Source organism: Stutzerimonas sp. KH-1 (assembly GCF_054483855.1).
In genome coordinates this window covers 4340336-4362118 of record NZ_CM137011.1, presented here as the reverse complement: position 1 = coordinate 4362118, position 21783 = coordinate 4340336, and the positions used below count along the sequence as shown (strand labels likewise).

At 64.6% G+C, this 21783-nt stretch carries 25 protein-coding genes; 18 read left to right on the top strand and 7 right to left on the bottom strand.

Annotated elements, in window-relative coordinates; genetic code table 11:
• Positions 1-6 precede the first annotated feature (6 nt).
• Positions 7-735 carry a DUF1294 domain-containing protein gene (locus ACX1DW_RS20790; protein ID WP_458992303.1) on the bottom strand — a complete coding sequence of 243 codons (729 nt, stop codon included), beginning with the start codon at positions 733-735 and terminating at the stop codon, positions 7-9.
• 128 nt (positions 736-863) lie between these two features.
• Here ACX1DW_RS20790 and ACX1DW_RS20785 point away from each other — a divergent pair, with 128 nt between their 5' ends.
• Positions 864-1691, top strand: a complete 828-nt coding sequence (locus ACX1DW_RS20785; RefSeq protein WP_133455639.1) for an NYN domain-containing protein — start codon at positions 864-866, stop codon at positions 1689-1691.
• 17 nt (positions 1692-1708) lie between these two features.
• Here the strand turns inward: ACX1DW_RS20785 and ACX1DW_RS20780 are convergent, their stop codons facing one another.
• The gene (locus tag ACX1DW_RS20780; protein ID WP_166082461.1) at positions 1709-3100 is read right to left on the bottom strand and encodes a diguanylate cyclase; all 1392 of its coding nucleotides are present in this window, start codon (positions 3098-3100) and stop codon (positions 1709-1711) included.
• Between the two features lie 216 nt (positions 3101-3316).
• Here ACX1DW_RS20780 and ACX1DW_RS20775 point away from each other — a divergent pair, with 216 nt between their 5' ends.
• The 5 genes from ACX1DW_RS20775 to ACX1DW_RS20755 all read left to right on the top strand — a co-directional run bounded on the left by ACX1DW_RS20775 (position 3317) and on the right by ACX1DW_RS20755 (position 8525).
• Entirely contained in the window at positions 3317-3697 is a 381-nt protein-coding gene (locus tag ACX1DW_RS20775; protein WP_133455638.1) for a hypothetical protein, read from the top strand.
• A gap of 215 nt (positions 3698-3912) precedes the next feature.
• Positions 3913-5484, top strand: a complete 1572-nt coding sequence (locus tag ACX1DW_RS20770; RefSeq protein WP_458992302.1) for a diguanylate cyclase domain-containing protein — start codon at positions 3913-3915, stop codon at positions 5482-5484.
• Between the two features lie 221 nt (positions 5485-5705).
• Positions 5706-6155, top strand: coding sequence for a DUF2231 domain-containing protein (locus ACX1DW_RS20765; RefSeq protein WP_102838646.1), 450 nt, complete (start codon positions 5706-5708; stop codon positions 6153-6155).
• Complete coding sequence (locus ACX1DW_RS20760; protein ID WP_458992301.1) at positions 6152-7444, top strand: PQQ-dependent sugar dehydrogenase; 1293 nt, start codon at positions 6152-6154, stop codon at positions 7442-7444. Before ACX1DW_RS20765 ends, ACX1DW_RS20760 begins: the two co-directional genes overlap by 4 nt.
• Positions 7445-7601: 157 nt before the next feature.
• Positions 7602-8525 carry a DMT family transporter gene (locus tag ACX1DW_RS20755; RefSeq protein ID WP_458992300.1) on the top strand — a complete coding sequence of 308 codons (924 nt, stop codon included), beginning with the start codon at positions 7602-7604 and terminating at the stop codon, positions 8523-8525.
• 1 nt (position 8526) lies between these two features.
• Here ACX1DW_RS20755 and ACX1DW_RS20750 read toward each other — a convergent pair whose 3' ends face one another.
• Complete coding sequence (locus ACX1DW_RS20750) at positions 8527-8931, bottom strand: SRPBCC family protein (protein ID WP_458992299.1); 405 nt, start codon at positions 8929-8931, stop codon at positions 8527-8529.
• Between the two features lie 293 nt (positions 8932-9224).
• Here ACX1DW_RS20750 and ACX1DW_RS20745 point away from each other — a divergent pair, with 293 nt between their 5' ends.
• On the top strand, positions 9225-9971 hold the full coding sequence (locus ACX1DW_RS20745) for an SAM-dependent methyltransferase (RefSeq protein ID WP_458992298.1): 747 nt from the start codon (positions 9225-9227) through the stop codon (positions 9969-9971).
• Positions 9972-10031: 60 nt separating this feature from the next.
• Positions 10032-10430, top strand: coding sequence for an SMU1112c/YaeR family gloxylase I-like metalloprotein (gene gloA2 / locus ACX1DW_RS20740; protein ID WP_133455632.1), 399 nt, complete (start codon positions 10032-10034; stop codon positions 10428-10430).
• A 90-nt stretch (positions 10431-10520) separates the two neighbouring features.
• Here the strand turns inward: gloA2 and ACX1DW_RS20735 are convergent, their stop codons facing one another.
• Positions 10521-11546 carry a CNNM domain-containing protein gene (locus ACX1DW_RS20735; protein ID WP_133455631.1) on the bottom strand — a complete coding sequence of 342 codons (1026 nt, stop codon included), beginning with the start codon at positions 11544-11546 and terminating at the stop codon, positions 10521-10523.
• Between the two features lie 254 nt (positions 11547-11800).
• Here ACX1DW_RS20735 and ACX1DW_RS20730 point away from each other — a divergent pair, with 254 nt between their 5' ends.
• Entirely contained in the window at positions 11801-12259 is a 459-nt protein-coding gene (locus ACX1DW_RS20730) for a hypothetical protein (protein ID WP_270054516.1), read from the top strand.
• A gap of 42 nt (positions 12260-12301) precedes the next feature.
• Here the strand turns inward: ACX1DW_RS20730 and ACX1DW_RS20725 are convergent, their stop codons facing one another.
• Entirely contained in the window at positions 12302-12760 is a 459-nt protein-coding gene (locus ACX1DW_RS20725) for a carboxymuconolactone decarboxylase family protein (protein WP_102838653.1), read from the bottom strand.
• 93 nt (positions 12761-12853) lie between these two features.
• Here ACX1DW_RS20725 and ACX1DW_RS20720 point away from each other — a divergent pair, with 93 nt between their 5' ends.
• From ACX1DW_RS20720 to ACX1DW_RS20710, 3 genes are all read left to right on the top strand, one after another.
• Positions 12854-13657, top strand: coding sequence for a helix-turn-helix transcriptional regulator (locus ACX1DW_RS20720; protein ID WP_208216747.1), 804 nt, complete (start codon positions 12854-12856; stop codon positions 13655-13657).
• 154 nt (positions 13658-13811) lie between these two features.
• The gene (locus ACX1DW_RS20715) at positions 13812-14801 is read left to right on the top strand and encodes a GlxA family transcriptional regulator (protein ID WP_133455629.1); all 990 of its coding nucleotides are present in this window, start codon (positions 13812-13814) and stop codon (positions 14799-14801) included.
• An 89-nt stretch (positions 14802-14890) separates the two neighbouring features.
• Positions 14891-16072 (top strand): MFS transporter, encoded by a 1182-nt coding sequence (locus ACX1DW_RS20710; RefSeq protein ID WP_458992297.1) that lies wholly within the window; start codon positions 14891-14893, stop codon positions 16070-16072.
• A gap of 22 nt (positions 16073-16094) precedes the next feature.
• Here the strand turns inward: ACX1DW_RS20710 and ACX1DW_RS20705 are convergent, their stop codons facing one another.
• Positions 16095-16469, bottom strand: a complete 375-nt coding sequence (locus tag ACX1DW_RS20705) for a VOC family protein (protein WP_152481753.1) — start codon at positions 16467-16469, stop codon at positions 16095-16097.
• Between the two features lie 211 nt (positions 16470-16680).
• Here ACX1DW_RS20705 and dksA point away from each other — a divergent pair, with 211 nt between their 5' ends.
• The 3 genes from dksA to ACX1DW_RS20690 are packed head-to-tail and all read left to right on the top strand — an operon-like array spanning position 16681 to position 18941.
• A complete protein-coding gene (dksA, locus tag ACX1DW_RS20700) occupies positions 16681-17085 on the top strand; it encodes an RNA polymerase-binding protein DksA (protein ID WP_133455626.1) in 405 nt (134 codons plus the stop codon).
• Positions 17086-17094: 9 nt separating this feature from the next.
• Complete coding sequence (zigA, locus tag ACX1DW_RS20695) at positions 17095-18297, top strand: zinc metallochaperone GTPase ZigA (protein WP_458992296.1); 1203 nt, start codon at positions 17095-17097, stop codon at positions 18295-18297.
• A complete protein-coding gene (locus tag ACX1DW_RS20690) occupies positions 18297-18941 on the top strand; it encodes a DUF1826 domain-containing protein (RefSeq protein WP_458992295.1) in 645 nt (214 codons plus the stop codon). Before zigA ends, ACX1DW_RS20690 begins: the two co-directional genes overlap by 1 nt.
• Positions 18942-18990: 49 nt before the next feature.
• On the opposite strand, the gene ACX1DW_RS20685 is transcribed toward ACX1DW_RS20690, so the two are convergent.
• Positions 18991-19320: a four-helix bundle copper-binding protein gene (locus tag ACX1DW_RS20685; protein ID WP_014597733.1), complete on the bottom strand. Its 330-nt coding sequence runs from the start codon at positions 19318-19320 to the stop codon at positions 18991-18993.
• 210 nt (positions 19321-19530) lie between these two features.
• Here ACX1DW_RS20685 and ACX1DW_RS20680 point away from each other — a divergent pair, with 210 nt between their 5' ends.
• From ACX1DW_RS20680 to ACX1DW_RS20670, 3 genes are all read left to right on the top strand, one after another.
• Complete coding sequence (locus ACX1DW_RS20680; protein ID WP_458993423.1) at positions 19531-20118, top strand: IMPACT family protein; 588 nt, start codon at positions 19531-19533, stop codon at positions 20116-20118.
• Positions 20119-20567: 449 nt separating this feature from the next.
• Complete coding sequence (locus tag ACX1DW_RS20675) at positions 20568-21518, top strand: adenosine deaminase (RefSeq protein ID WP_011914630.1); 951 nt, start codon at positions 20568-20570, stop codon at positions 21516-21518.
• Positions 21519-21617: 99 nt separating this feature from the next.
• Positions 21618-21782 carry a hypothetical protein gene (locus ACX1DW_RS20670; protein ID WP_166082458.1) on the top strand — a complete coding sequence of 55 codons (165 nt, stop codon included), beginning with the start codon at positions 21618-21620 and terminating at the stop codon, positions 21780-21782.
• The last annotated feature ends 1 nt before the right edge of the window (position 21783 follow it).

Sequence of the window (21783 nt, the reverse complement as noted above, 5' to 3'; positions counted from 1 at the left end):
CGCGTTTCACAGCAGCCGCAACAACCAGTCCAGCCGCTCGCGGGTGAAACCGCTGCCGATGAACAGCAGATCGATCCAGAACGCCTGGTGCAGCACGACGATCAGCCAGAAGGTCAGCTGATAGCTCAATTTGCGTGTCTTGTGGCGAAACACCTGCTGCGCGACGAGCGCACCCGGCCAGCCGCCGGCCAGCTCGAAGAAGTGCAGCGTGGTTTCCGGCGTGCGCCAGCGATCCTTCAGCGCGCTGTGCTTGTCGCGCCAGTAGAGGAAGAAGGTCAGCAGGCTGGCGAGGGCATAGATCGCCAACGGCAACACCGCACCGAGGCGCAGAAGGCTGCCCGCCAGCGGCAGCAGGCACAGCAGCGCGAACAGCACCAGCTTGAGCGGAAGCTGCTGGATATTGCCGGCGACCAACTGCCGCGCAGGCTTGCCGGCGGCACGCGCCGTCGCGCGCGGGCGGTCCTGTCGCTCGCTCTTCTGCCGCTGACTGGCCGGGCGCTGCCGAATCGCCGGCTGATCCAGCGTCAGTGGCGCATCCAGCCGCAGATGCTCGGCGCGCAAGCGGCCCTGAGGGTCGCGCCCGGCCACGTAGAGCACGCGGTCGCCGAGCAGTGGCCGGCGCTCACCATGCACGGCCGAGATATGCGCGAAGACATCCTCACCGCCCTGCTCCGGGCGAATGAAGCCGAAGCCCTTCTGGTCGTTCCAGCTTTTCAGCGTGCCTCGCTGTTCCATGCACCGCAATCCATGGGATCAAAGCCGCGCATGCTAACCGAGGCGGGTAAGCGTTGGCTGCACCTCGCTATGGCCACGGCATGGCGGTCGGCGTTATGGTCGGACGATCGACAGCCCAGGGATGAACCATGGCCAGCAAGCCCAGCAGTGCGAACAAGCAGAAACACCTCGCGGTCCTGATCGACGCCGACAACGCGCCGGCGGCCATCGTCGAAGGCCTGTTCGAGGAGATCGCCAAGTACGGCGTCGCCAGCGTCAAGCGCATCTATGGCGACTGGACCAAGCCCAACCTCGGCAGCTGGAAGAAGGTGCTGCTCGACCACTCGATCCAGCCGATCCAGCAGTTCGCCTACACCTCCGGCAAGAACGCCACCGACAGTTCGCTGATCATCGACGCCATGGACCTGCTCTACACCCGTCGCTTCGACGGCTTCTGCCTGGTATCCAGCGACAGCGACTTCACCCGCCTGGCCGCACGCATCCGCGAGGAAGGCCTGACGGTGTATGGCTTCGGCGAACAGAAGACGCCCTCGCCGTTCGTCTCGGCGTGCGACAAGTTCATCTATACCGAGATCCTGCGCGCCGACGCCACCAAGGTCGCTGCCGAGCCGTCGACGGAAAAGCTCGCCGCGGCCGCCGCACAGGTAGAAGAAAGCAGCAAGCCGCCGAAAACAGGCGACAAGGGCGACACCATCAAATGCCAGGCGGTGCCGGTGGACTTCATCGCCAAGATTCTCGACGACCTGACCGAGGAGGACGACTGGATTCAGCTCGGCACGCTCGGGCAGAACATCAGCAAGCTGCGCCCGGCCTTCGATCCGCGCCTGTATGGCTGCAAGAAGCTCAGCGACCTGATCGCCGGCCAGCCCAAACGCTTCGACCTGGAGTCACGCGGCAGCAGCGCCACCGGCGGCAAGGATCTCTACGTCCGCTTGCGCAAGGCCGGCAAGCACTGAACGGCGAAGCGGCCCGGCTACTCGTCCGACGCCAGCCAGCAGACGCGATCACGACCGTCGTGCTTGGCGCGGTAGAGCGCAGCGTCCGCACGCCGTAGCAGGCTATCGGCAGTGTCCACCGGCCCTAGCTCGGCAACCCCGGCGCTGAGGGTCTGACCGCGGCCAGTGCTGAACATGGATGTCCGCGACTGTTCACAGAGGCGCTCGGCGAACGCCAGCGCCTGCTGACCATTGGTTTCCGGACACAGCAGCAGAAACTCCTCGCCACCCCAGCGGCCGACGGCGTCACTGCCGCGCAGACCAGATACCAGCAGGTCGGCGAATTCCTTGAGAACGCGGTCCCCAGTCTGATGACCGAACTCGTCGTTGATGCTCTTGAAGTGATCGATATCCAGCATGACGATCGACAGCGGCCGGTTGTAACGCCGCGCCTGCTCCAGCGCCCTGGCGAAGCGCCGGTCGAGTTCGGCACGATTGGCCAAGCCGGTGAGAGCATCGGTCTGCGATTTGATCTGCAGCTGCTCGTTCAGCCTCCGTAGCCGCCCGATCCAGTACAGGCTGGTCAGCAGCATCACCGAGAAAACCACCACGATCTGCACGACCAGCCGGTAGTCGGTACCCGACTCGATGCGAATCGGCGCATGCCGGTTGGCGATCTGGTTCAGCTCCCACGGCGTAATGGTCGCGATCGCCTTGTCCAGAATGCCGCGCAGCACAGGTTCGCTCTTCAGCACACCGATGCGAAACTGGTTATCGAGACTCGCCAGCTGTCCGGCGATTTTCAGGTTGAACCAGCCCTCGCGGCGCATGGTGTAGGCAGCCACGGTCAGCGACCGTATGGTCAGATCGGCTTTGCGCTCGTTCACCAGTGCCAGCGCCTCGGCGTCCGTGTCGGTGACGATGACGCGTAGCTGGGGGAAGTCCCGCCGAATGCTTTCCTCGACGAACGTGCCCACCGGCAAAGCGACCGTCCCATCTTCAAGGGCGGACAGGTCAGCTACATAGGGATGGTCTTCCCGTGCGATCACCACATTGGCGTCGGTGAACAACGGCTGGGTGAAGATCAGCCAGGCATCACGCGCAGGCGTCTGGTTGAGAAAGCTGAGCAGCTGACAGCGGCCGGCCTGGGAAAACGCCACTGATTGGCCCCAGTCGCTGGTCGCCACGATATCAAGTTGCAGGCCCGCCCGTTGCGCCACGAGACGCAGCAGGTCGGCAGCGATTCCTTCGTGCTCACCACGGGCGTTGAGCATCTCAAACGGCAGCCAGTCCGGATCGACACAGATGCTGACCGAGCGGTTGTCGGCCAGCCAGTCGCGCTCGACAGCGCTCAGGTCGAGCGTCACATCGACCGAAGCCGATACCGTGCCTGACAGGGCGAACAACGCGATGCACAGAAACCTTGTCACTTGAGCCACCCTCGCAAGGACCGCACGCAACCTTGGCACGGCTGGAGTTCAACACGGCACAACCGGCGCGGCAATAGACATCATGGCTTTAAGCCATCATAAATCGTGCCAACCAATTTTTTGACGCCTTTAATCATTTGCAACCATTGACTGACGCAGCGATCGAACCGACCCGTGGCACGCCCTTCTAAAGGGCTGCAGATAGTGGAGGTTCTCATGAGCAAGCATTCATTCCTCGCCGGCGGCCTGGCACTCCTCGCCCCGCTGGTCTTCGCCCAAACGCCGCCACCGGAAGTGGTCAGCCACCTCAACGGTCTCGATGTGGAGATCAGTCCGATGGGCGTGCCGGCCAAATCCGAAGGCGTTGAAGGTGAACTGCTTGGAGTGCGGGCAGTGAAGGTGATGAACCGTACCGGCGGGCAGATTACCTGCGAGTTCCATGTACCGAATGACGCGCGCTCGGATACCTCGGCGTCGCCGGTTTTCACCGTCGCGCCAAATACCCAGCGCACCGAGCGGGTTCCAGGCGAATACTCACCGGACGAGCCCTATGCGGAAATCACCTGCCGCTCAAGCGAACTCGCCCCGACACAGTGACGCCAACCAGCTCAGCGATGCCCTGCATGACGGCGCCGCGCTAGACCGGAGAATGGCATTTTGCTAGCTTGACAGGCGGTGCGGCCGGTCCGACTGGCACGCACGACTTCGAACTACAATGACCGGTTGACCGGCCGCAAGGGCTGGGGCCAAGCCAGGAAGGCTGACACAGCGCTGGTACTTGTCCCGTCTGCTGTCGTCGGGAGAACAGCACGATGCTGACCAAACGCAAGCGCTCCTTTGCGGGATTCATCTTCCTGTCCTTGTTGCTGGTCGGTTTCTCTGCGCAGCTCCTTATCCAGTCCGAAATCCAGCGCTGGGACGCCCGTTTCAGGCAGCACGTGCAGATCGTCACGGGTGCGGTACGCAACCAGCTAGATACGAATGAGGCCGTACTGGCGGGGTTCTCGGCGTTTCTTCAGGCAGTCGACCAGGGAGACGAAACTGCCGCTGCCCGCTACGCGGCAGCCATCGTTGCAGCCTATCCGCAGATCTACATGCTGGAAGTGGCCCGTGCCGTTCCGCGCCACGAACAGCATGCGTTCGAGGAGCTGTTGCGCCTTGGCTGGCGGGCCGACTTCCAGCTTAAGGACTTCTCCAGCCTCACCCACCAGCCCCCTACGAACCCATTGCAGCTGGAAGAAACGTGGCCAGTCCTGTTCATGTACCCACAGCTTCTAGAGGCCAGTGCCCTCTATGGTGTTCGCCTGGAAACAGTCGGTTATCTATCCCATGCACTGGCGCGCGGTCAGCGAACCAGGAAGCCGGTCGCGTCGCCGGTATTCACCATGTACGAAGGCGGCGATGCCTACATCTTGCTGCAACCGGTCAGCCGCCCCGTGCCGCCACGGCGGAGCGAAGGCCCGAACTTCTTCGGCAGCACCATGGTTGCGCTGATCCTGGTCAGAACCGATGCCATGCGACCGGCCTTGCCCTCGGCGAACCTGGACCCGCTGCTGGCCATAGAGGCCTTTCTCGACGCTGGCGCAGAAACCCCGAGCCGGCTCTTCTCGGCGGAGCCCGAGCCTGCCAGTACGCTTGATCGGTTGCTGCTGCCTCGTCTGACAGAGCGCGTGCACATCGACAGCGGCTCGCAGCCAACGACATTGCTTTTCGAGCGGCAGCTGCGTCTGAGCGACGTACTGGCGGTCGAAACGCTGACCGTTCTGCTGATCATCGTTGCAGCACTGGTGGTCCTGCCAGCAGTGCTGATACGGCACTTCCGCGCGGTCGCAGCGGCCGAGCGCGAATACGAACACTCCACCTTTCTTGCCACCCACGACATACTGACGCGCCTGCCAAATCGCCACCTGCTGGCTGACCGCTTCGGCGAGGCGCATGCGTACTGGCGAAGGCACGGCGTGCCTTTCGCGCTGATGGTGCTCGATCTGGACCGCTTCAAGGCGATCAATGACCGACTGGGCCACGAGATCGGCGACCAGGTTCTGCAAGCAATAGCCGAACGGCTGCGCAACGCCGTGCGCGCGTATGACACCGCTGCACGCTACGGCGGCGATGAGTTCATCCTACTGATTCGGGACGTTGCCGGCTCCGCGGATGCCGCGGCGGTCGCGCAGAGCATCCTCCTGGCCACCAGCGCGCCTATTCCCACCAATGCCGGCGAACTGCAGATGGGCTGCAGCATCGGCGTTGCGCTTTGTCCGGACCACGGCAACACCTTCGACGCGTTGCTAAGCGCGGCGGATCAGGCCATGTATCGCGTCAAGCGAGAAGGCCGCAACGGCGTTGCCCTTGCAGGCGCGAGGAAGGAAGAAGCGTCGATCTGACCGGCCACCGCTCGCCGTCGATCAGCACGCCACGAAAGCATCCCGCAGCACTTGGCGCGGTTGCTCGCGCCGTCCTGCCAGAACGCCGGGTTGCCCGCTCGGCCATTGGTGGTGAACTAACAGGCCAATGATGCGATCCCCTCTTAAGCACCGTCAGAGCGACCCGGGCAGCCAGACCATCGTGCTGGGCGGGTCCGATCCGAAGCGATGAGGAGAGCCTCGTGACCGTTATTACCCACCGCACCACCGAAACCACCCACAGCGTTTCCCGCCATGTGCCCGGCCCGCTGCATGCGACGCTGCTGGCCGGGACCGTCCCGCTGTTTCTTGGCGCGCTGCTGAGCGACATCGCCTACTTCCGCAGCTATGAGATCCAGTGGGCCAACTTCGCCTCGTGGCTGATCGCCGGCGCGCTGGTGTTCTGCGGGCTGTCGGTGCTGTTCGCCATCGCCAATCTGGTCAAGGCCAGGCATAGAACAGGCCGACCTTTGATTTATCTGTTGTTGCTCGCCGTGGCCTGGGTGCTTGGTTTCATCAACGCACTGCAGCACGCCAAGGATGCCTGGGCGGTCATGCCGACCGGCCTGGTGCTATCGGTGATCGTCACCCTGCTGGCCTGCGCCGCCGCATGGGTTGGCCTTTCCAATCTGCGCGACGGAGGTGAAGCATGAAGCACACCCATGCCCTCTCCGTACTGACCATCGCCGTGTTGCTGAGCGCCTGCGGTGGCAACGAACAGGACGCTGCCAGCCGCTACGGCGCCAACCCCAAACTGCCGGAGCCCGAGCGCGGGCTGCTGCCGAGCATGACAATCGCCGACCCGGCCCCCTGGGACGATGCGATGCCAACGGTACCGGACGGCTACAGCGTCAGCGCCATTGCCACTGACCTGCAGATTCCACGGCAGACGCTGGTGCTACCCAACGGTGACATCATCGTGGCGGAAGGCCGAGGCGGCAATGCGCCCAAGCTCAAGCCCAAGGACGTGATTGCCGGCTATATCAAGGCCAAAGGCGTCACCTCGGTGAAAAGCGGCAATCGCCTGACGCTCCTGCGCGACGCCGACCGCGACGGCACCTACGAGCTGCAAAAGGTGTTCGCCGAGGACCTCAACGCGCCCTACGGACTGGCGTTCCACGACGGCACGCTGTACGTCGCCAACCAGGACGCACTGGTGCGCTTCGACTACCAGGACGGCCAGACCGAAGCCAGCGGCCCACCGACGAAGATCATCGACCTGCCCTCGGAGATCAACCACCACTGGACCAAGGCGATGACCATCAGCCCCGATGGCCAGTATCTCTACGTCGGCATCGGCTCGAACAGCAACATCACCGAGCGCGGGATGGAAGCCGAGGTCGACCGCGCCATGGTCTGGCAGATCAACACCGAAACCGGCGCCTACAAGCCCTACGCAACCGGCCTGCGCAACCCCACGGCACTGGCGATACTGCCCGGCACCAACCAGCTGTGGTCGGTGGTCAACGAGCGCGACGAACTGGGTGAAAACCTGGTGCCGGACTACCTGACCTCGGTGCAGGAAGGCGGCTTCTATGGCTGGCCCTACAGCTACTGGGGGCAGAACGTCGACGACCGCGTGCGTCCGCAGGACCCGGACAAGGTCAAGCAGGCGATCACGCCGGACTACGCACTGGGCGCCCACGTCGCCGCGCTGGGCCTGGATTTCTCCTCGGAAGTCATGGGTGAGCAATTCGCCGAAGGCGCGTTCGTCGGCGAGCACGGCAGCTGGAACCGTGAAGATCCGTCCGGCTACAAGGTGATCTTCGTGCCGTTCCGCGATGGCCGCCCGGCAGGCGAACCCATCGACTTCGTGACCGGCTTCCGCGAGGACGGCAAGACCCGCGGCCGCCCGGTCGGTGTGACCGTCGACCCCAGCGGTGCGCTGATCGTCGCGGATGATCTGGCCAACATCGTCTGGCGCGTGACACGCATCCAATGACCAGCAGCGCCCCAACCCTCCCGACAGCTTGACTACAGCCGCTGGGAGGGCTGTGGGCCGTTCTTCGCTCGACAGCCCCTAGAGGCGCGGAACAGGCGGGCGGCGGTGACTTCATGAAGAAAGGCCAGCGACGTCGCAGGCATAACGGGCGGGGCAAATGGCGCAGCAGCCGCCGCGACCCAACGTGAAACACCCATCAGGCAAGACGCAAAGCGTCGGGGGGCTATTCGTCGTACTCGCGGCATTGTGCTGGGGGCTGTCGGGCGGAATCGGCGGTGTTCTGACCGCCGAGGGCTGGAGCCCGATCGTGGTCTCGCTCTCCCGCGGCGCGATCGGGCTGCTAGTCGTGCTTCTCTGGCTTGCCTTGCGCCCGGCTGGCAGCGGTCTAATGAACGGGCGACTGTGGCTCTGGTCGGCAGTCGCCGGGGCGGCCGTGGCAGGCAATTTCTCGTTCTATTTTCTCAGCATCGCCGAGGGCAGCGTGGCCGTGGCGGCGACACTCATGTACTCCGCGCCGGTGTTCGTCTATCTCGTCTCGTTCGCGTTTCGGCTGGAGCGGCCCAGCGCATTCAAGTGGACGGCTATCGCGCTGGTGACGCTTGGCGTCATTCTGCTGACCGGCATCTACGACGTCGGAGCGGGCGACATCACACTGCTGGCGGTGGGTGCAGGACTGCTTTCCGGCGTGTCGTACGCCGTTTTCATCTTCGCCTTCAAGTATGCGGCCCCCCATGGCAGCCCTCAGGCGATTCTGGTGATCGCCTTCGCGGTGCTGGTGGCGATATTGCTCGGGCTGAGCGATGCGGAGCAGACTTTGGCCGTGCTGGGCACCTCGAGCTGGCCGCTGTTCGTCACACTAGGCGTACTCGGTGGCGGGCTGTCGTTCGTCTTGTACATCGTCGGGCTCAAGCATACCGCGCCCGCGGCAGCGTCCATCCTGGCCATGGTCGAACCGGTGACCGCCTCGCTCTTCAGCGTCGTGGTGCTAGATGAAAGCCTGGCCGCCATGCAGGTCCTGGGCATGGCGCTGATTCTGCTGACGGTCACGGCGCTGGGCGTTCATTCGAGAAATCCGAATTAACTTATCGCGCTTGCTCAAGCAGATTCTTGAGCCGCTGCAGGTCCGCCGCCACCGCCTGAGCGTCCATCGCAAATTGCTCATCGCTCATGTCCGGCTGGCGGAACAGCGTGAAAACGAACTCACACCCGCCGCTACATGGCATGACCCGCATTGGGTTGCGAACTATCGAACCCGACTCCAGTTCGACTTCGTGGTCCATCACCCCGAACGCATTCGGCGGTGCGAAGCGAATCCTCACTTTTCCAAAAGGCGCGTCAGCCACCCATGCATCGCCCTGCTGCGTGACCTCGGAACGCGCCAGCCCCGCCGCCCACTGCGGAAGATTGCGCGGGTCGGCGGCGAACGCATATACCTGTCCCGGATCACGGGCGATGAAGATGCTGATATGGCGGACGTGGCGGTGCATGGATCAGGCCTTCGATCGTTTCGTGTCGTTCGTTTTTACTCGACACGCACCCTGCCCGCGAGTCCCGAAATGATGGAATGGCGAAGGCCAGGCGAAGAATCCGCTGAGCTGCTTCAAGTTCAGATGCCGGTCAGTCACGCAGAATGCCCGGATGCCGAGCGGTATCCGCCTACATCGAGTGCCGTCCCCACCGGGCGAGCGGACCCGTAAGTGCTCGGCTGGGTGCGCCGCTGAGCGCTACGGATACACTGGATGGGTAAGCCGTCGTCCCTGCCGCCGAGGAGGCTGCACTCATGGATATCCCACGGATCTTCAACATCACCGAGAGCGCCCACCGCATCCATAACCCGATCACGCCAGACAAGCTCGCCACGCTCGGTGCGGCCCTGCGGCTAGAGCCGGGGGATCGCGTGCTCGATCTAGGCAGCGGTTCGGGAGAAATGCTCTGCACCTGGGCGCGCGATCACGGCATCGTCGGCATAGGCATCGATATGAGCCAGCTGTTCAGTGAGCAGGCGACACTCCGCGCAGTGGAGCTGGGTGTTGCCGACCGAGTCGCGTTCATCCATGGCGATGCGGCCGGCCATGTCTCGGACGAGAAGGTCAGCGTAGCCGCCTGTATCGGCGCAAGCTGGATCGCTGGCGGTGTCGCCGGCACGCTCGAGCTGCTGGCGCGCAGCCTGCGCAGCGGCGGGATCATCCTGATCGGCGAGCCCTACTGGCGCCAGTTGCCGCCGACCGAGGAGGTCGCCCGGGGCTGCCTGGCCAATGCGGTCGCAGACTTTCTCGTGCTCCCCGAACTTCTCGCGTCTTTTCGCCAGCTGGGCTATGACGTGGTCGAAATGGTCCTGGCGGACCAGGATGGCTGGGACCGATACGAGGCGGCGAAATGGCTCACCATGCGCCGCTGGCTGGAGGCCAACCCTGACGATGAGCTGGCGCAGGAAGTCCGCGCCCAGCTCAGCTCGGAGCCGGAGCGCTACGCCACTTATACGCGCGAGTACCTCGGCTGGGGCGTCTTCGCACTGATGCCGCACTGATGCGTAGCAAACGGAGCCGGACGCCAGCTGTCCACCCGTATTCTGCTCACTGGAATGCCCATGCTGCTGTCCATCCACCACGCCGCGATCATCTGCTCCGACTATGCCGTCTCGAAGCGCTTCTATACCGAGACGCTGGGCCTTGCGGTGGTCGCCGAGCACTACCGGGAGTCGCGACAGTCCTACAAGCTCGACCTGGCCTTGCCGGACGGTGGGCAGATCGAGCTGTTCTCGTTTCCCGACGCCCCGCCTCGCCCCTCGCGCCCGGAAGCGCAAGGATTGCGGCATCTGGCCTTTGCGGTGGATGACGTCGCGCAGTGCAAGACGTGGTTGGAGCGTCAGGGCGTTGCGGTGGAGCCGATTCGGACAGACGAATACACCGGCCGCCGGTTCACCTTCTTCGCGGACCCGGACGGCTTGCCGCTGGAACTGTACGAGGCCGCCCCTTCCGACGGTTGATGCGATGCGCTTCGTGCGCCTCGGAACGATCAGGCCCTGCGGTCACCGAGAGGACACCTGCGGAGCGGCAGGCCCGCCCCGCATTGCCGCTCAGCTCTCGCGGGCGCGCTTGATGCGATGATCCCAGCGGCGCTTGGCGAAGCGGCGCATGTTCGGGATGTCGTCCGTTTCGTCCATGATCGGCTGGCCGATGATGGTTTCCATGATGTCTTCCAGCGTCACCAGGCCGCGCCAGCTGCCGAATTCGTCGTAGACCAGGCACATGTGCTGGCGCTCGTGCAGCAGCTGGGTCATGAGATTTTCCACGCTGGTCATTTCCGGTGCGACTTTCATCGATTTCATGATCGTCGACACCGGCGCTTCGTCGTCGGCCGCCGACAGGGCGTCATAGCGGAACACCACACCCAGCGGGCTCTCGTTGTCGCCAATCACCGGGTAGCGCGAGAACTGGCTGTTAGCGACCTGTTCCTTGAACGCACCGATGCTGGTCTCCGGCGCGGTGTAGTCGCAGACGGTGCGCGGTGTCATCACGTCGCGCACCTTGATCTCGTGCAAGTCGAGGATATTCCTGATGACGCGCAATTCGTCCTCGTCGAGGCTCTTGTTCTCGCGGCCGAGTACCGTCAGCGCCTTGATCTCCTGACGGATGTCGTGCTCCGGCTCCTTGCCGCCGACCGCCCGCATGATCAGGTCGGACAGGTAGATGAACGGTTTGAGCATCAGGATCATGCCGTTCAGCAACGGCGGCAGGTACGGCGCGAGCGTGCGCCAGTAACGGGCTCCGATGGTCTTGGGCAGGATTTCCGAGAGCACCAGGATCAGCACCGTCATGACAGCCGAGGCGATACCAACGTAGCCGTTGCCAAAGACCACGGTGACCTGGGCGCCGACTCCGGTGGCGCCGACAGTGTGGGCGACGGTGTTCAGCGTGAGGATCGCCGCAAGCGGCTGGTCGACCTTGTCTTTCAGTTCTTTCAGGCGCTCGTACAGCTTCGGACGGGTCGTCTTCTGGTGCGCGATGAAGCTGGGTGTCAGCGAAAGCAGGGCAGCTTCAAGGATCGAACAGATGAATGAAACGAGGATGGATAAGACAGCGAACGCTATCAGGAGGGTCATGTAAGGGTGGTTACGTTGCCAAAGGCAGGCCAATTTACCGCAAAGCCGCCCGACCAGTACGATGGCGCATGCAACATTTCATTTCCCCGCGCGATGATCTGCCCAATACATTGATTTGACTGCTGCTACCGCCGGAGTTCAGGTCGCGCCCGGGGTGACTTTCGCCCATCGGCTTGTTCCGCAGTTTGACCTCGGCTAGGGTGCGGCGCTCGAATAAGCGGACCTCAGGAGTACTGCGAGTGATCAGAACAGGGATGTTGGCGCTGGGATTGTCGCTGGCGCTTCCGGCTCAGGCGGCCGAGCGGCAGGTCTACCTGGTGGCGACGATGCAACTGGACGGCTCCAGCCTGGCACAGAGCATCTTTCTCCACGAACCGGATATCACTGAGTTGCAGGGCTGCCTCGACGCGGTGCGCGACGGCCAGAGCAAGCGTGACTGGCAGCAATACCATCACATCTTCCGCCGCGACCGGATCAAGGGCTTCTCCGGGCATATGCGCTATCACTGCACCTACAGCGAGCAGCGCTTCAGCAGCTGGCACGACGGCCCACGCTACAACAAGCCGTACCTGATCCAGGTGAACGACGACGCCAAGCTCCGTGTGGTGCGCACGCCCAGCCAGGCGCAATGCATGTCCCAGCTGCGCGCGCTGCCGATGGCACGGCGGGCGCAGAGCTTCTGCGCCATGGGTAATCAGGAACTGCAACCCTGAAGCGGAACCACCCGGCCAACAGGCCAGGCGGTTACGCTTGGCTCAACCGGGCTGATAGCTGCCCGGCACCGGCGCGAAAGACACGCCAAAGCGGTTCCAGGCGTTGATGGTGGCGATGGCCAGGGTCAGGTTGGCGAGCTGGGCTTCGGAAAAATACTCGCGCACCTCCTCGAACAGCTGTTGCGAAACGCCCTGGGGCAACAGGGTATTGGCCTCGGCCCAAGCCAGCGCGGCGCGTTCGCGGTCGGTAAAGAACGGGGTTTCGCGCCAGGCACTCAGGGCATAGATGCGCTGCTCGGTTTCGCCCAGGGCGCGGGCGTCCTTGGTGTGCATGTCGAGGCAGTAGGCGCACTGGTTGATCTGCGAAACACGGATCTTGACCAGCTCCATCAGCGGTTTGTCGACGCCATCCTCGCGGCGGCTCTGCCGCGCCAGGTAGGTTTCCAGCCCGATCATCGCGGTCATCACATCGGGGGCGGCGGCCTGGTAGTTCATGCGCATGGGGGTCACTCCTCGGTTTGAATGTGCAACCAAGGCTACGCAGCCGCCATGCTGCGCTATTGTAGATTTTCGACATCTTGCAAGCGGCCCGTCATGACCGAGTCCCTCCACGCCCGCCTGCCCTGTCTTCAGGGTTTCGTCACCCACCCGCCGAGCCCGGCGCTGGCCGCGTACGTGCAGCGTTTCTGGTGGATGGAAGGCGACGGCTCGCAAGCCTACGACGAGCAGCTGCTGCACCCGGACGGCGGCAGCGGCGTGATCTTTAACTTCGCCGATCCGCTGAACTTCGATGGCACCCAGCGCCGCCGGCGGGCCCTGATCGCCGGGCCGCAGCTGGCCAGCACGCGCCTGCAGCTGGTCGGCCGGGTCAGGATGATGGGCGTCCGTTTTCGGCCCGGCATGGGCGCCGCCATGTTCGGGATCGGCCTCGACGAGCTGACGGGATTCCACGACGCGGACTGGCCCAGGCTCGGACTCGCGCACCTGGTCGATCAGCTGGCCGAGCTGGAACGCGGCGCGCAGCAGGCATTGATCGAACGCGAACTGCTCCGCCGTCTCGAGGAAACCCAGGCACGCCGCAACCCGGTACAGCAGCTGCTCAACCGAATCGCCGCCAGCGAAGGCCGGGGCCGCCTGGCCGATCTGCTGCAGAGCGTGCCGCTCGGCCAGCGCCAGCTGGAGCGCCTGTTCCGCCACCAGGTAGGAATGACGCCCAAGCAGTTCAGTCGCATCCAGCGGGTGGCGCTGGTGCGCAACCAACTGCGCACCGGTCAGCCGCTACTGGATACCGCATTGAGCTGTGGTTACAGCGACCAGGCGCACCTCATTCATGACTTCAAGACGGTCGTCGGCATGACGCCGGGGCAGTATCGGTCGCGGGTCAAGAGCAACGCCTGAAGCCCAGGTAGCCATTCGGAGGCCATCTGCAGCAGCGATGCGGGTCGCGGATGACCAAGCCGTGGCATGCATTGGCAAGATCCGTGGGAACCTTGTCATTGCGACAGTGACGCATCGGCAGCAGACTGCAGGCATCTTCCCTGAGAGCTGCACCATGGACGCCACCCGCACCGTCGCCTGCCTGATCTACCCGGATGTGATGAGCCTGGACGTCACCGGCCCGATGCAGGTGTTCGCCTCGGCCAACGTCGAGCGACAGCGCCAGGGTCTGCCCCGTCATTACGGGCTGGTGCTGCTGGGCACCACGGCCGGTCCGGTCGCCACCTCGGCGGGGCTGAAGCTGGTGGCGGATGCCAGCTGGGCCGAATGCGCTCCCGTCACGCTGGATACCCTGCTGATCCCCGGTGGCGTCGGCGTGGATGCGCAAAGGCGCGACCAAGCGCTGCTCGACTGGCTGCGGGCCGCCGAACCCAGGGTGCGGCGCCTGGGCTCGGTCTGTTCCGGCGCGCTGATCCTGGCCGAGGCCGGACTGTTCGACGGGCGCAAGGCGACCACGCACTGGGCGGACCTCGCTGCGCTGGGCGAGTACCCGACCATCGAGGTTCAGGGAGATCGGTTGCACACCTACGACCCGACCGATCCAGAGGCGTCGCACCTGTTCAGCTCCGCGGGCGTCACCGCCGGCATCGACCTGGCGTTGGCCCTGGTGGAAGCCGACCTCGGCCGCGCACTGGCGCTGGCAGTCGCCCAGCGGCTGGTGATGTTCCTGCGCCGTCCCGGCGGGCAGACCCAGTTCAGCCCGATGCTGGCGGCGCCGAGCGGCAACGTGGCGCGCCTCGCCGCGCTGCTGGAATGGATTCCCGGGCATCTGGGCGACGACCTGTCCATCGAGGCGCTAGCCGCCCAGGCGCATATGACGCCACGCACCCTGTGCCGCCTGTTCAGCCAGGAAACCGGCATGGGGCCGGGCCAGTACATCGAACGGGTGCGCCTGGAAGCCGCGCGCAATCTGCTGCTCGACGCCCAGGCCTCGATCGCGACGGTGGCGCGGCTGACCGGTTTCGGCCATCCGGAAAACCTCCGGCGCAGCTTCCAGAAACACCTGTCGGTCAGCCCGCGGGACTTCTACCAGCGTTTCGGCTGACGCAACCGACCTCAATCACCGTTCCCAGCCCGCTCGGCATCTGGCCAGGCAGCGCTGTGCCCGCTCGCCACCCTAAAGGAGCCGCCCATATGCACCTGTTGCTCAGCAATCCCCAGGTCCTGCGCCTGTTCATCGCCCAGGCGCTGTTCTGGTCCTGCTCAATGACCGGGATCATCTTCACCGCCATCGTCGGCCTGCGCCTGGCACCAGCGGCCGGTCTCACCACCCTGCCGCTGGCCCTGCTGATGCTCGGCGGCCTGCTCGCCCTGCAACCACTGGCGGGCCTGATGCAACGCCGCGGTCGCCGCGCCGGCTTTCTCATCGGTGCGTTGGCCGGCGTGCTGGGCGGGCTGATCAGCGCGCTGTCGCTCTGGCTCGACAGCTTCACCCTGCTCTGTCTCGGCGCTCTGCCCATCGGCGCCTATCAGGCCTCGGCGATGTATTACCGCTTCGCCGCACTGGAAGCGGTGAGCGATGCCTTCAAGGGTCGCGCCACGGCCTGCGTGATCGGCGGTGGCGTGCTGGCGGCACTGATCGCGCCCACGCTCGGCCATATGGCGCGTGATCTCGCTGGCGTGCCTTTCGCCGGCACCTATCTGTTGATCGCCAGCCTGGCGGCACTGGGGTTCATGGTCTTGGCCGGGCTGCCGGCGACCTCGGGAATGCCGGCGACCCGGGCCGATGCGGCGACGGTCAGCTGGCAAGCGCTGCTTGCACGGCCGACCATTCGCGCCGCGGTGCTGACCACCGCCGCCGGACACGGCCTGATGATCCTAGTGATGAACGCCACGCCCCTGGCGATGCATGGCGAAGGTCTGGATCTGCACGCCAGCGGCCAGGTCATCCAGTGGCACATGCTCGGCATGTTCCTCCCGGCGTTCGTCGCCGGGCCGCTGGTGGATCGTTTCGGCTGCCGGCTGGTCGCCTGCCTTGGCGGAGGACTGCTGATCCTCAGCGCAGTGGTCGCCCTGCTCGGGGTCAGCCACTGGCACTTCCTGCTCAGCAGCTGCCTGCTCGGCATCGGCTGGAACCTCATGCTGGTCGCCGGCACCACCCAGCTGGGCCAGGGCCACGCCGCGAGCGAACGTGCCCGGGCACAGGGCCTGATGGAGCTGAGCAACGGCAGCGTCGCTGCAGCCATGTCCTTCGCCTCGGGCGCGCTGATCGCGCAGGCGGGCTGGGCGGCGGTGAACATCGGGCTGCTGCCCATCGTGACGCTGGTGGTGCTGGTGCAGGTTGCGCAGGGCTATCGGCACAGGCAGGCGGCGTGACGCTGCGCAGTCGGAGGCGCGTTCAGGACAGCTTCTGCTCGGAAATCAGATGAATGATATTGGCCGGGCTGGATATCCAGAACGCGCGGAATCCGTCAGGCAGGGGTTCGATTTCATCGCGACGGGCGCAGTGCCGGTGCTGTAGGAAGTCCGCAGCGGCATCCAGATCGTCCGTCACCACCTCCAGCCAGATCTCCGCCTGGCTGATGCCCGCCACGCGATCGAGCCAGAGCACCTTGTCGCCGAACGCGAAGCGCGGTGTCTGTTCGCCGTCGGCATCGCTAGGCGTCAGCTCCTTGAGCCTTAGGGTCTCGCGGTAGAAGGCAACGGTGCTCGCGTACTCATGGGCGGGCACCTTCATCGCCATGTTTCGACCAGGCTGGAAAGTCGGGTTCATGGGTCGCTCCACTGGCACGCCGACAAACCGGGCCGGCGCCGGTAGCGAGCCAGTACAGACGTGATCAGCCATGCATGCAAGTGCCCTCGCGCACATCAGCGCCGGCGCTCGCAGCACCTCCTTCGACTGTCGCTCAACCTCATTGGATAAGCTCTCGCAACACTAAATGTTATGTTATAACTATGCGTACGATGTTGCCGGACACCCGCCCATGACCGAAGCCGAACTACTCGCCCAGCCCGCCGAGGCATACATGAACGCCGACCAACAGGCCTTCTTCCGCGACCTGCTGCTACGCCAGCGTGCCGACTTGCAGGCGCGCATCGAGGAGGAATTCCAGGCGCTGCGCGAACAGGAGCCGAGCAGCGATCCCGCCGACGTCGGCAGCGCCGAAGAACAGCGCCACTGGCAGCTGCGCGTGCTGGAGCGGGAGAAAAAGCTGCTCGACAAGATCGACGCCGCGCTGGATGCCATCGCCCGCGGCGAGTACGGCTGGTGCGCCGAAACCGGCGAACCCATCGGCCTGCAGCGCCTGCTGCTGCGCCCCACCACCACGCTGTCCATCGAGGCGAAGCAACGCCAGGAACAGCGCGAAAAACACCAACGATCCGCCTGAGAGACCGCCATGAACCGCCTCCCTGTAACCGTCCTGTCCGGCTTCCTCGGCGCCGGCAAGAGCACCCTACTCAACCACATCCTGAAGAACCGCGACGGCCGCCGCGTGGCTGTGATCGTCAACGACATGAGCGAGATCAACATCGACGGCAACGAGGTGCAGCGCGGCGTCAGCCTCAATCGCGCCGAAGAGAAGCTGGTGGAGCTGAGCAATGGCTGCATCTGCTGCACGTTGCGCGAAGACCTGCTCGAGGAAGTCGGCAAGCTCGCCCGCGAGGGCCGCTTCGACTACCTGCTGATCGAGTCCACCGGGATCTCCGAACCGCTGCCAGTGGCCGAAACCTTCACCTTCCGTGACGAGCAGGGCCAGAGTCTGGCCGATCTGGCACGGCTGGACACCATGGTCACGGTGGTCGACGGGGTGAACTTCGTGCGCGACTTCCACGAGGCCGAGAGCCTGGCCAGTCACGGCGAAACCCTTGGCGAGGACGACGAACGCTCGGTCACCGAGCTGCTGATCGAACAGGTGGAGTTCGCCGACGTCATCCTGATCAGCAAGATCGACCTGATTTCCGCCGCCGAACGCGAGGAGCTGAGCGCCATCCTCGGCCGGCTCAATACCCACGCCGAGATCCTGCCGATGAGCATGGGGCAGGTGCCGCTCGACCGAATCCTCGACACCGGCCGTTTCGATTTCGAACGCGCCGCCCAGGCGCCCGGCTGGCTCAAGGAAATGCGCGGTGAGCATGTGCCGGAAACCGAGGAGTACGGCATCGCCTCCACCGCCTACCTGGCGCGCCGGCCGTTCCATCCGCAGCGTTTCTACAACTTCCTCAACCGCGAGTGGAGCAACGGCCGCCTGCTACGCTCCAAGGGCTTCTTCTGGCTCGCTACCCGCCCCGAAGAAGCCGGCAGCTGGTCGCAGGCCGGTGGGTTGATGCGCTACGACTACGCCGGGCGCTGGTGGCACTTCACCCCGGAGTCGGCCTGGCCGAGCGACCGCGAAAGCCGCACGGCGATCCTCGGCAAGTCCCGCGGCGAGTTCGGCGACTGCCGCCAGGAACTGGTCTTCATCGGGCAGAACATCGACTTCAACCGGCTGCGCCGCGAGCTGGACGCCTGCCTGCTGAACGACAGCGAATGGGCCGTGGGCGTCGACGGCTGGCTGCGCCTGCCGGACCCGTTCGGCCCCTGGCACGAGCAGGTCGCCTGATGCTGGCGCAGCGGATCATCCGTCCACAGCCACGCCAGCTGCTGGGCGATTCTCCGGCGATACTCGGCGAAGCGCTGAACGACGGCGTCAACCTCAGCGTATGGCAGCGCCAGCTGCCGCTGCATATTGCCGAGTTCGCCGAGACACTTCTGGCGCTGAGCGAGCCGCTGGCGGAGTCGCTGACCCTCGAACCGAGCGGCGACGGCGAGCTGCAGCTGCCAACCCTGGCGGCAGCCCATCGGGACGTTCCCGGGCATGCCGGTTTCGTTGCTGACGTGGCCTGGCTGGTGCGGGCGTTCAGCTGTCTGGTCGATGCGCGGCGCATCGGCCTGCGCCTGCGGCTGCTGGACAAGCCCATGTGCCCGCGCTTTCACGTCGATCATGTACCGCTGCGGCTGATCACCACCTATGCCGGCGCGGGTAGCGAATGGCTTCGCGAGGACGGCATGCCACGTTGGCGTCTCGGTGATCCGGCAGCCGAACCGACAGACCCGGCCGCCATCGAGCAGCTCGGGGCTGGCGACGTGGCGTTGTTCAAGGGGGAGAAATGGCTGGGTAACGAAGGCGCCGGGATCATTCACCGCTCGCCGCAGGCAACCAGCACCGAGCGCCGCCTGATCCTGACGCTGGACTGGCTGGCCTGAAGCAGAAGGGCCGACAGCCGCAGCTGCGGCCCTCCAGATCGACGGCCGATCAGGCCGCCATCTTTTCGCACTCTTCAGCGCACTTGCGACAGGCTTCGGCGCAGGCCTGGCAATGGTCATGCTGGTGCTTGCCGCACTCCTCGGCACAGTCGCGGCAGACCTGCGCACAGAGCTTGCAGAACGCTTTGGCATAGGCGCTGTCGCGGGTCATCAGCACTGCCGCGATCGCACACATGTCGGCGCAGTCACGATCGAGTTCGATGCAGCGCGCCATCATTTTCACGTCGTCCTCGCGCAGGCAGGAGGCCGCGCAGGTCTCGCAGACCAGGGCGCAATTGGAACAGGCCTGGATGCATGACTGGTAACTGGAGTTGAGCATGGTGTTTCCTCCTTTTCTCTAGCCGGTAGGAAGTGGCTCTGGTAGGTGCCACTGGCGTCAGGCGCGAGCCACGCCTTACTAACTAGGGGTCCGAGGCGGCAACATAAGTTCAGCCCGTTGGCCGGATGGTCATGGTCGCCCGGCCTTTGCGACGACTCCGACGCGGCTACAATGCTCGCCCCGTTGCGCTATCCGGAAGCTACATTTCTCATGCCCTTCACCCTGTCCGCGCCGTGCGAACTGCTGGAAGTCATCAGCAAGAGCCGTTTCCTGGCCAAGGCCGCACCTGTGCAAAGTCCGGAAGAAGCGCAGGCATTCATCCAGGCGGTCAGCGATCCGACCGCTACGCATAACTGCTGGGCGTGGAAGATCGGCAATCAATACCGCTTCAGCGATGACGGCGAGCCCGGCGGTACGGCGGGAAGACCAATGCTCACGGCCATAGAAGGGCAGGATTTCGATCGGGTTGCGGTGGTGGTGATCCGCTGGTTCGGTGGCATCAAGCTAGGCACCGGCGGCCTCGCCCGTGCCTACGGCGGCACCACCGCCAAATGTCTGCAGGCCGGCGAGCGCAGCGAGCTGGTCTCGCGCTCGCGCTGCCGCTGTCATTGCCGCTTCGCCGAACTGGCGCTGCTCAAGGCGCGCCTAGGGGATTTCGAAGCGCTGCTGGAAGCCGAGCATTTCGATGCCGAAGGCGCGACGCTGGAGATTGCCCTTCCCGCCGCTCAGCTGCAGCCACTGGGCAGATTGCTTGCTGATATCACCCGCGGTCGTAGCCAGCTGGAAACGTCGGACTAGAGCCTGCGTTGCCCACAAATACTGTGGAAGCAACTGTGGATAACATTTGTATGGCGTGCTGCGAAGCGCCTGCCACGGGGGCTGCAGAAATCTGTACATTTTTTAATCAGAGCGCCTTGCAGACCCGCCACTATCACGTTAAACGCTTGAATTGCAGTGTTTTTTGACTGAGCGGTCGCGCGATGACGCAATGCCATCAATCGCGTTCTGCCAGCTGCCAGTTATGCCCGATTCGCGTGGAGAAGTGTGTGGATAACATTGGGAACAACCTTGCCAGGCCGCGCCGTGCTTGGCTCGCAGACCGCTGGTCAAATATTCGCCAAATGAAACGAAGGCTCCATCGCACTGTCATCGACGCCTGCTAGGCGCGGCAAACAGCCGATGGCCATATCCGGATGCGACAACCCGTCGCTAGAATGCCCCCACACCCGCAAGACGAGAATTTCGCGATGCACGACTGGCTCAACAATCTGCCCAAGGCCGAACTCCACTTGCACCTGGAGGGCTCGCTGGAGCCGGAACTGATGTTCCGCCTGGCCGAGCGCAACAAGATCGCCCTGCCCTGGAACGACGTCGAGGCGCTGCGCAGCGCCTACAACTTCGGCAACCTGCAGGAATTCCTCGACCTCTACTATGCCGGCGCCGACGTGCTGCGCACCGAGCAGGACTTCTACGACCTGACCTGGGCCTACCTGCAGAAGTGCGAAGAGCAGAACGTGGTACATACCGAGCCCTTCTTCGACCCGCAGACCCACACCGACCGTGGCGTGCCGTTCGAGGCGGCGCTCAACGGCATCAGCGCGGCGCTGGCCGACGGCCGTGAGCTGCTGGGCATCAGCAGCGGGCTGATTCTCAGCTTCCTGCGCCATCTGCCGGAAGAAGAAGCCTTCAAGACCCTGGAACAGGCGCTGCCCTATCGCAATGCCTTCTTCGCCGTCGGCCTCGACAGCTCCGAGGTCGGCCATCCGCCGAGCAAGTTTCAGCGCGTGTTCGACAAGGCGCGTGGCGAAGGCTTGCTCACCGTTGCCCATGCCGGCGAGGAAGGCCCGCCGGAATACATCTGGCAGGCGCTCGATCTGCTCAAGGTCAGCCGCATCGACCATGGCGTGCGCGCCGCGGAAGATCCGAAGCTGATCGCCCGGCTGATCGAGGAGCAGATCCCGCTCACGGTCTGCCCGCTGTCCAACACCAAGCTCAAGGTGTTCGCCGACATGCGCCAGCACAACATCCTCGACCTGCTGGAGCAGGGCGTGAAAGTCACGGTGAACTCCGACGACCCGGCCTACTTCGGCGGCTACGTGACGGAGAATTTCGTCGCGCTGCACGAGAGCCTGGGGATGACCGAAGCGCAGGCTCGCCGCCTGGCGCAGAACAGCCTGGACGCACGCCTGGCCTACTGAGCCATTCGTCGGCGCAAGGCCGACCTGCGACACCATGGCTCGCCACGCGGGCCGTGGCTGCGCCTAGACTGAGCGGCGCCAACTTGCGAGGAGATCGCCATGAACATTCTCGTCCGCCGCCTGACGCCCTATCCCGACAGCGCCTGGCAGGTCTGCCTGGACCGCCAGCGCGTCACCTTCCGCAGCGAGGCCGAGGCACGCGCCTTCGTCGAAACCCTGCAGCGACGCCTGCAGGCGCCGCATCGCCTGCCACTGAGCGCCTGAT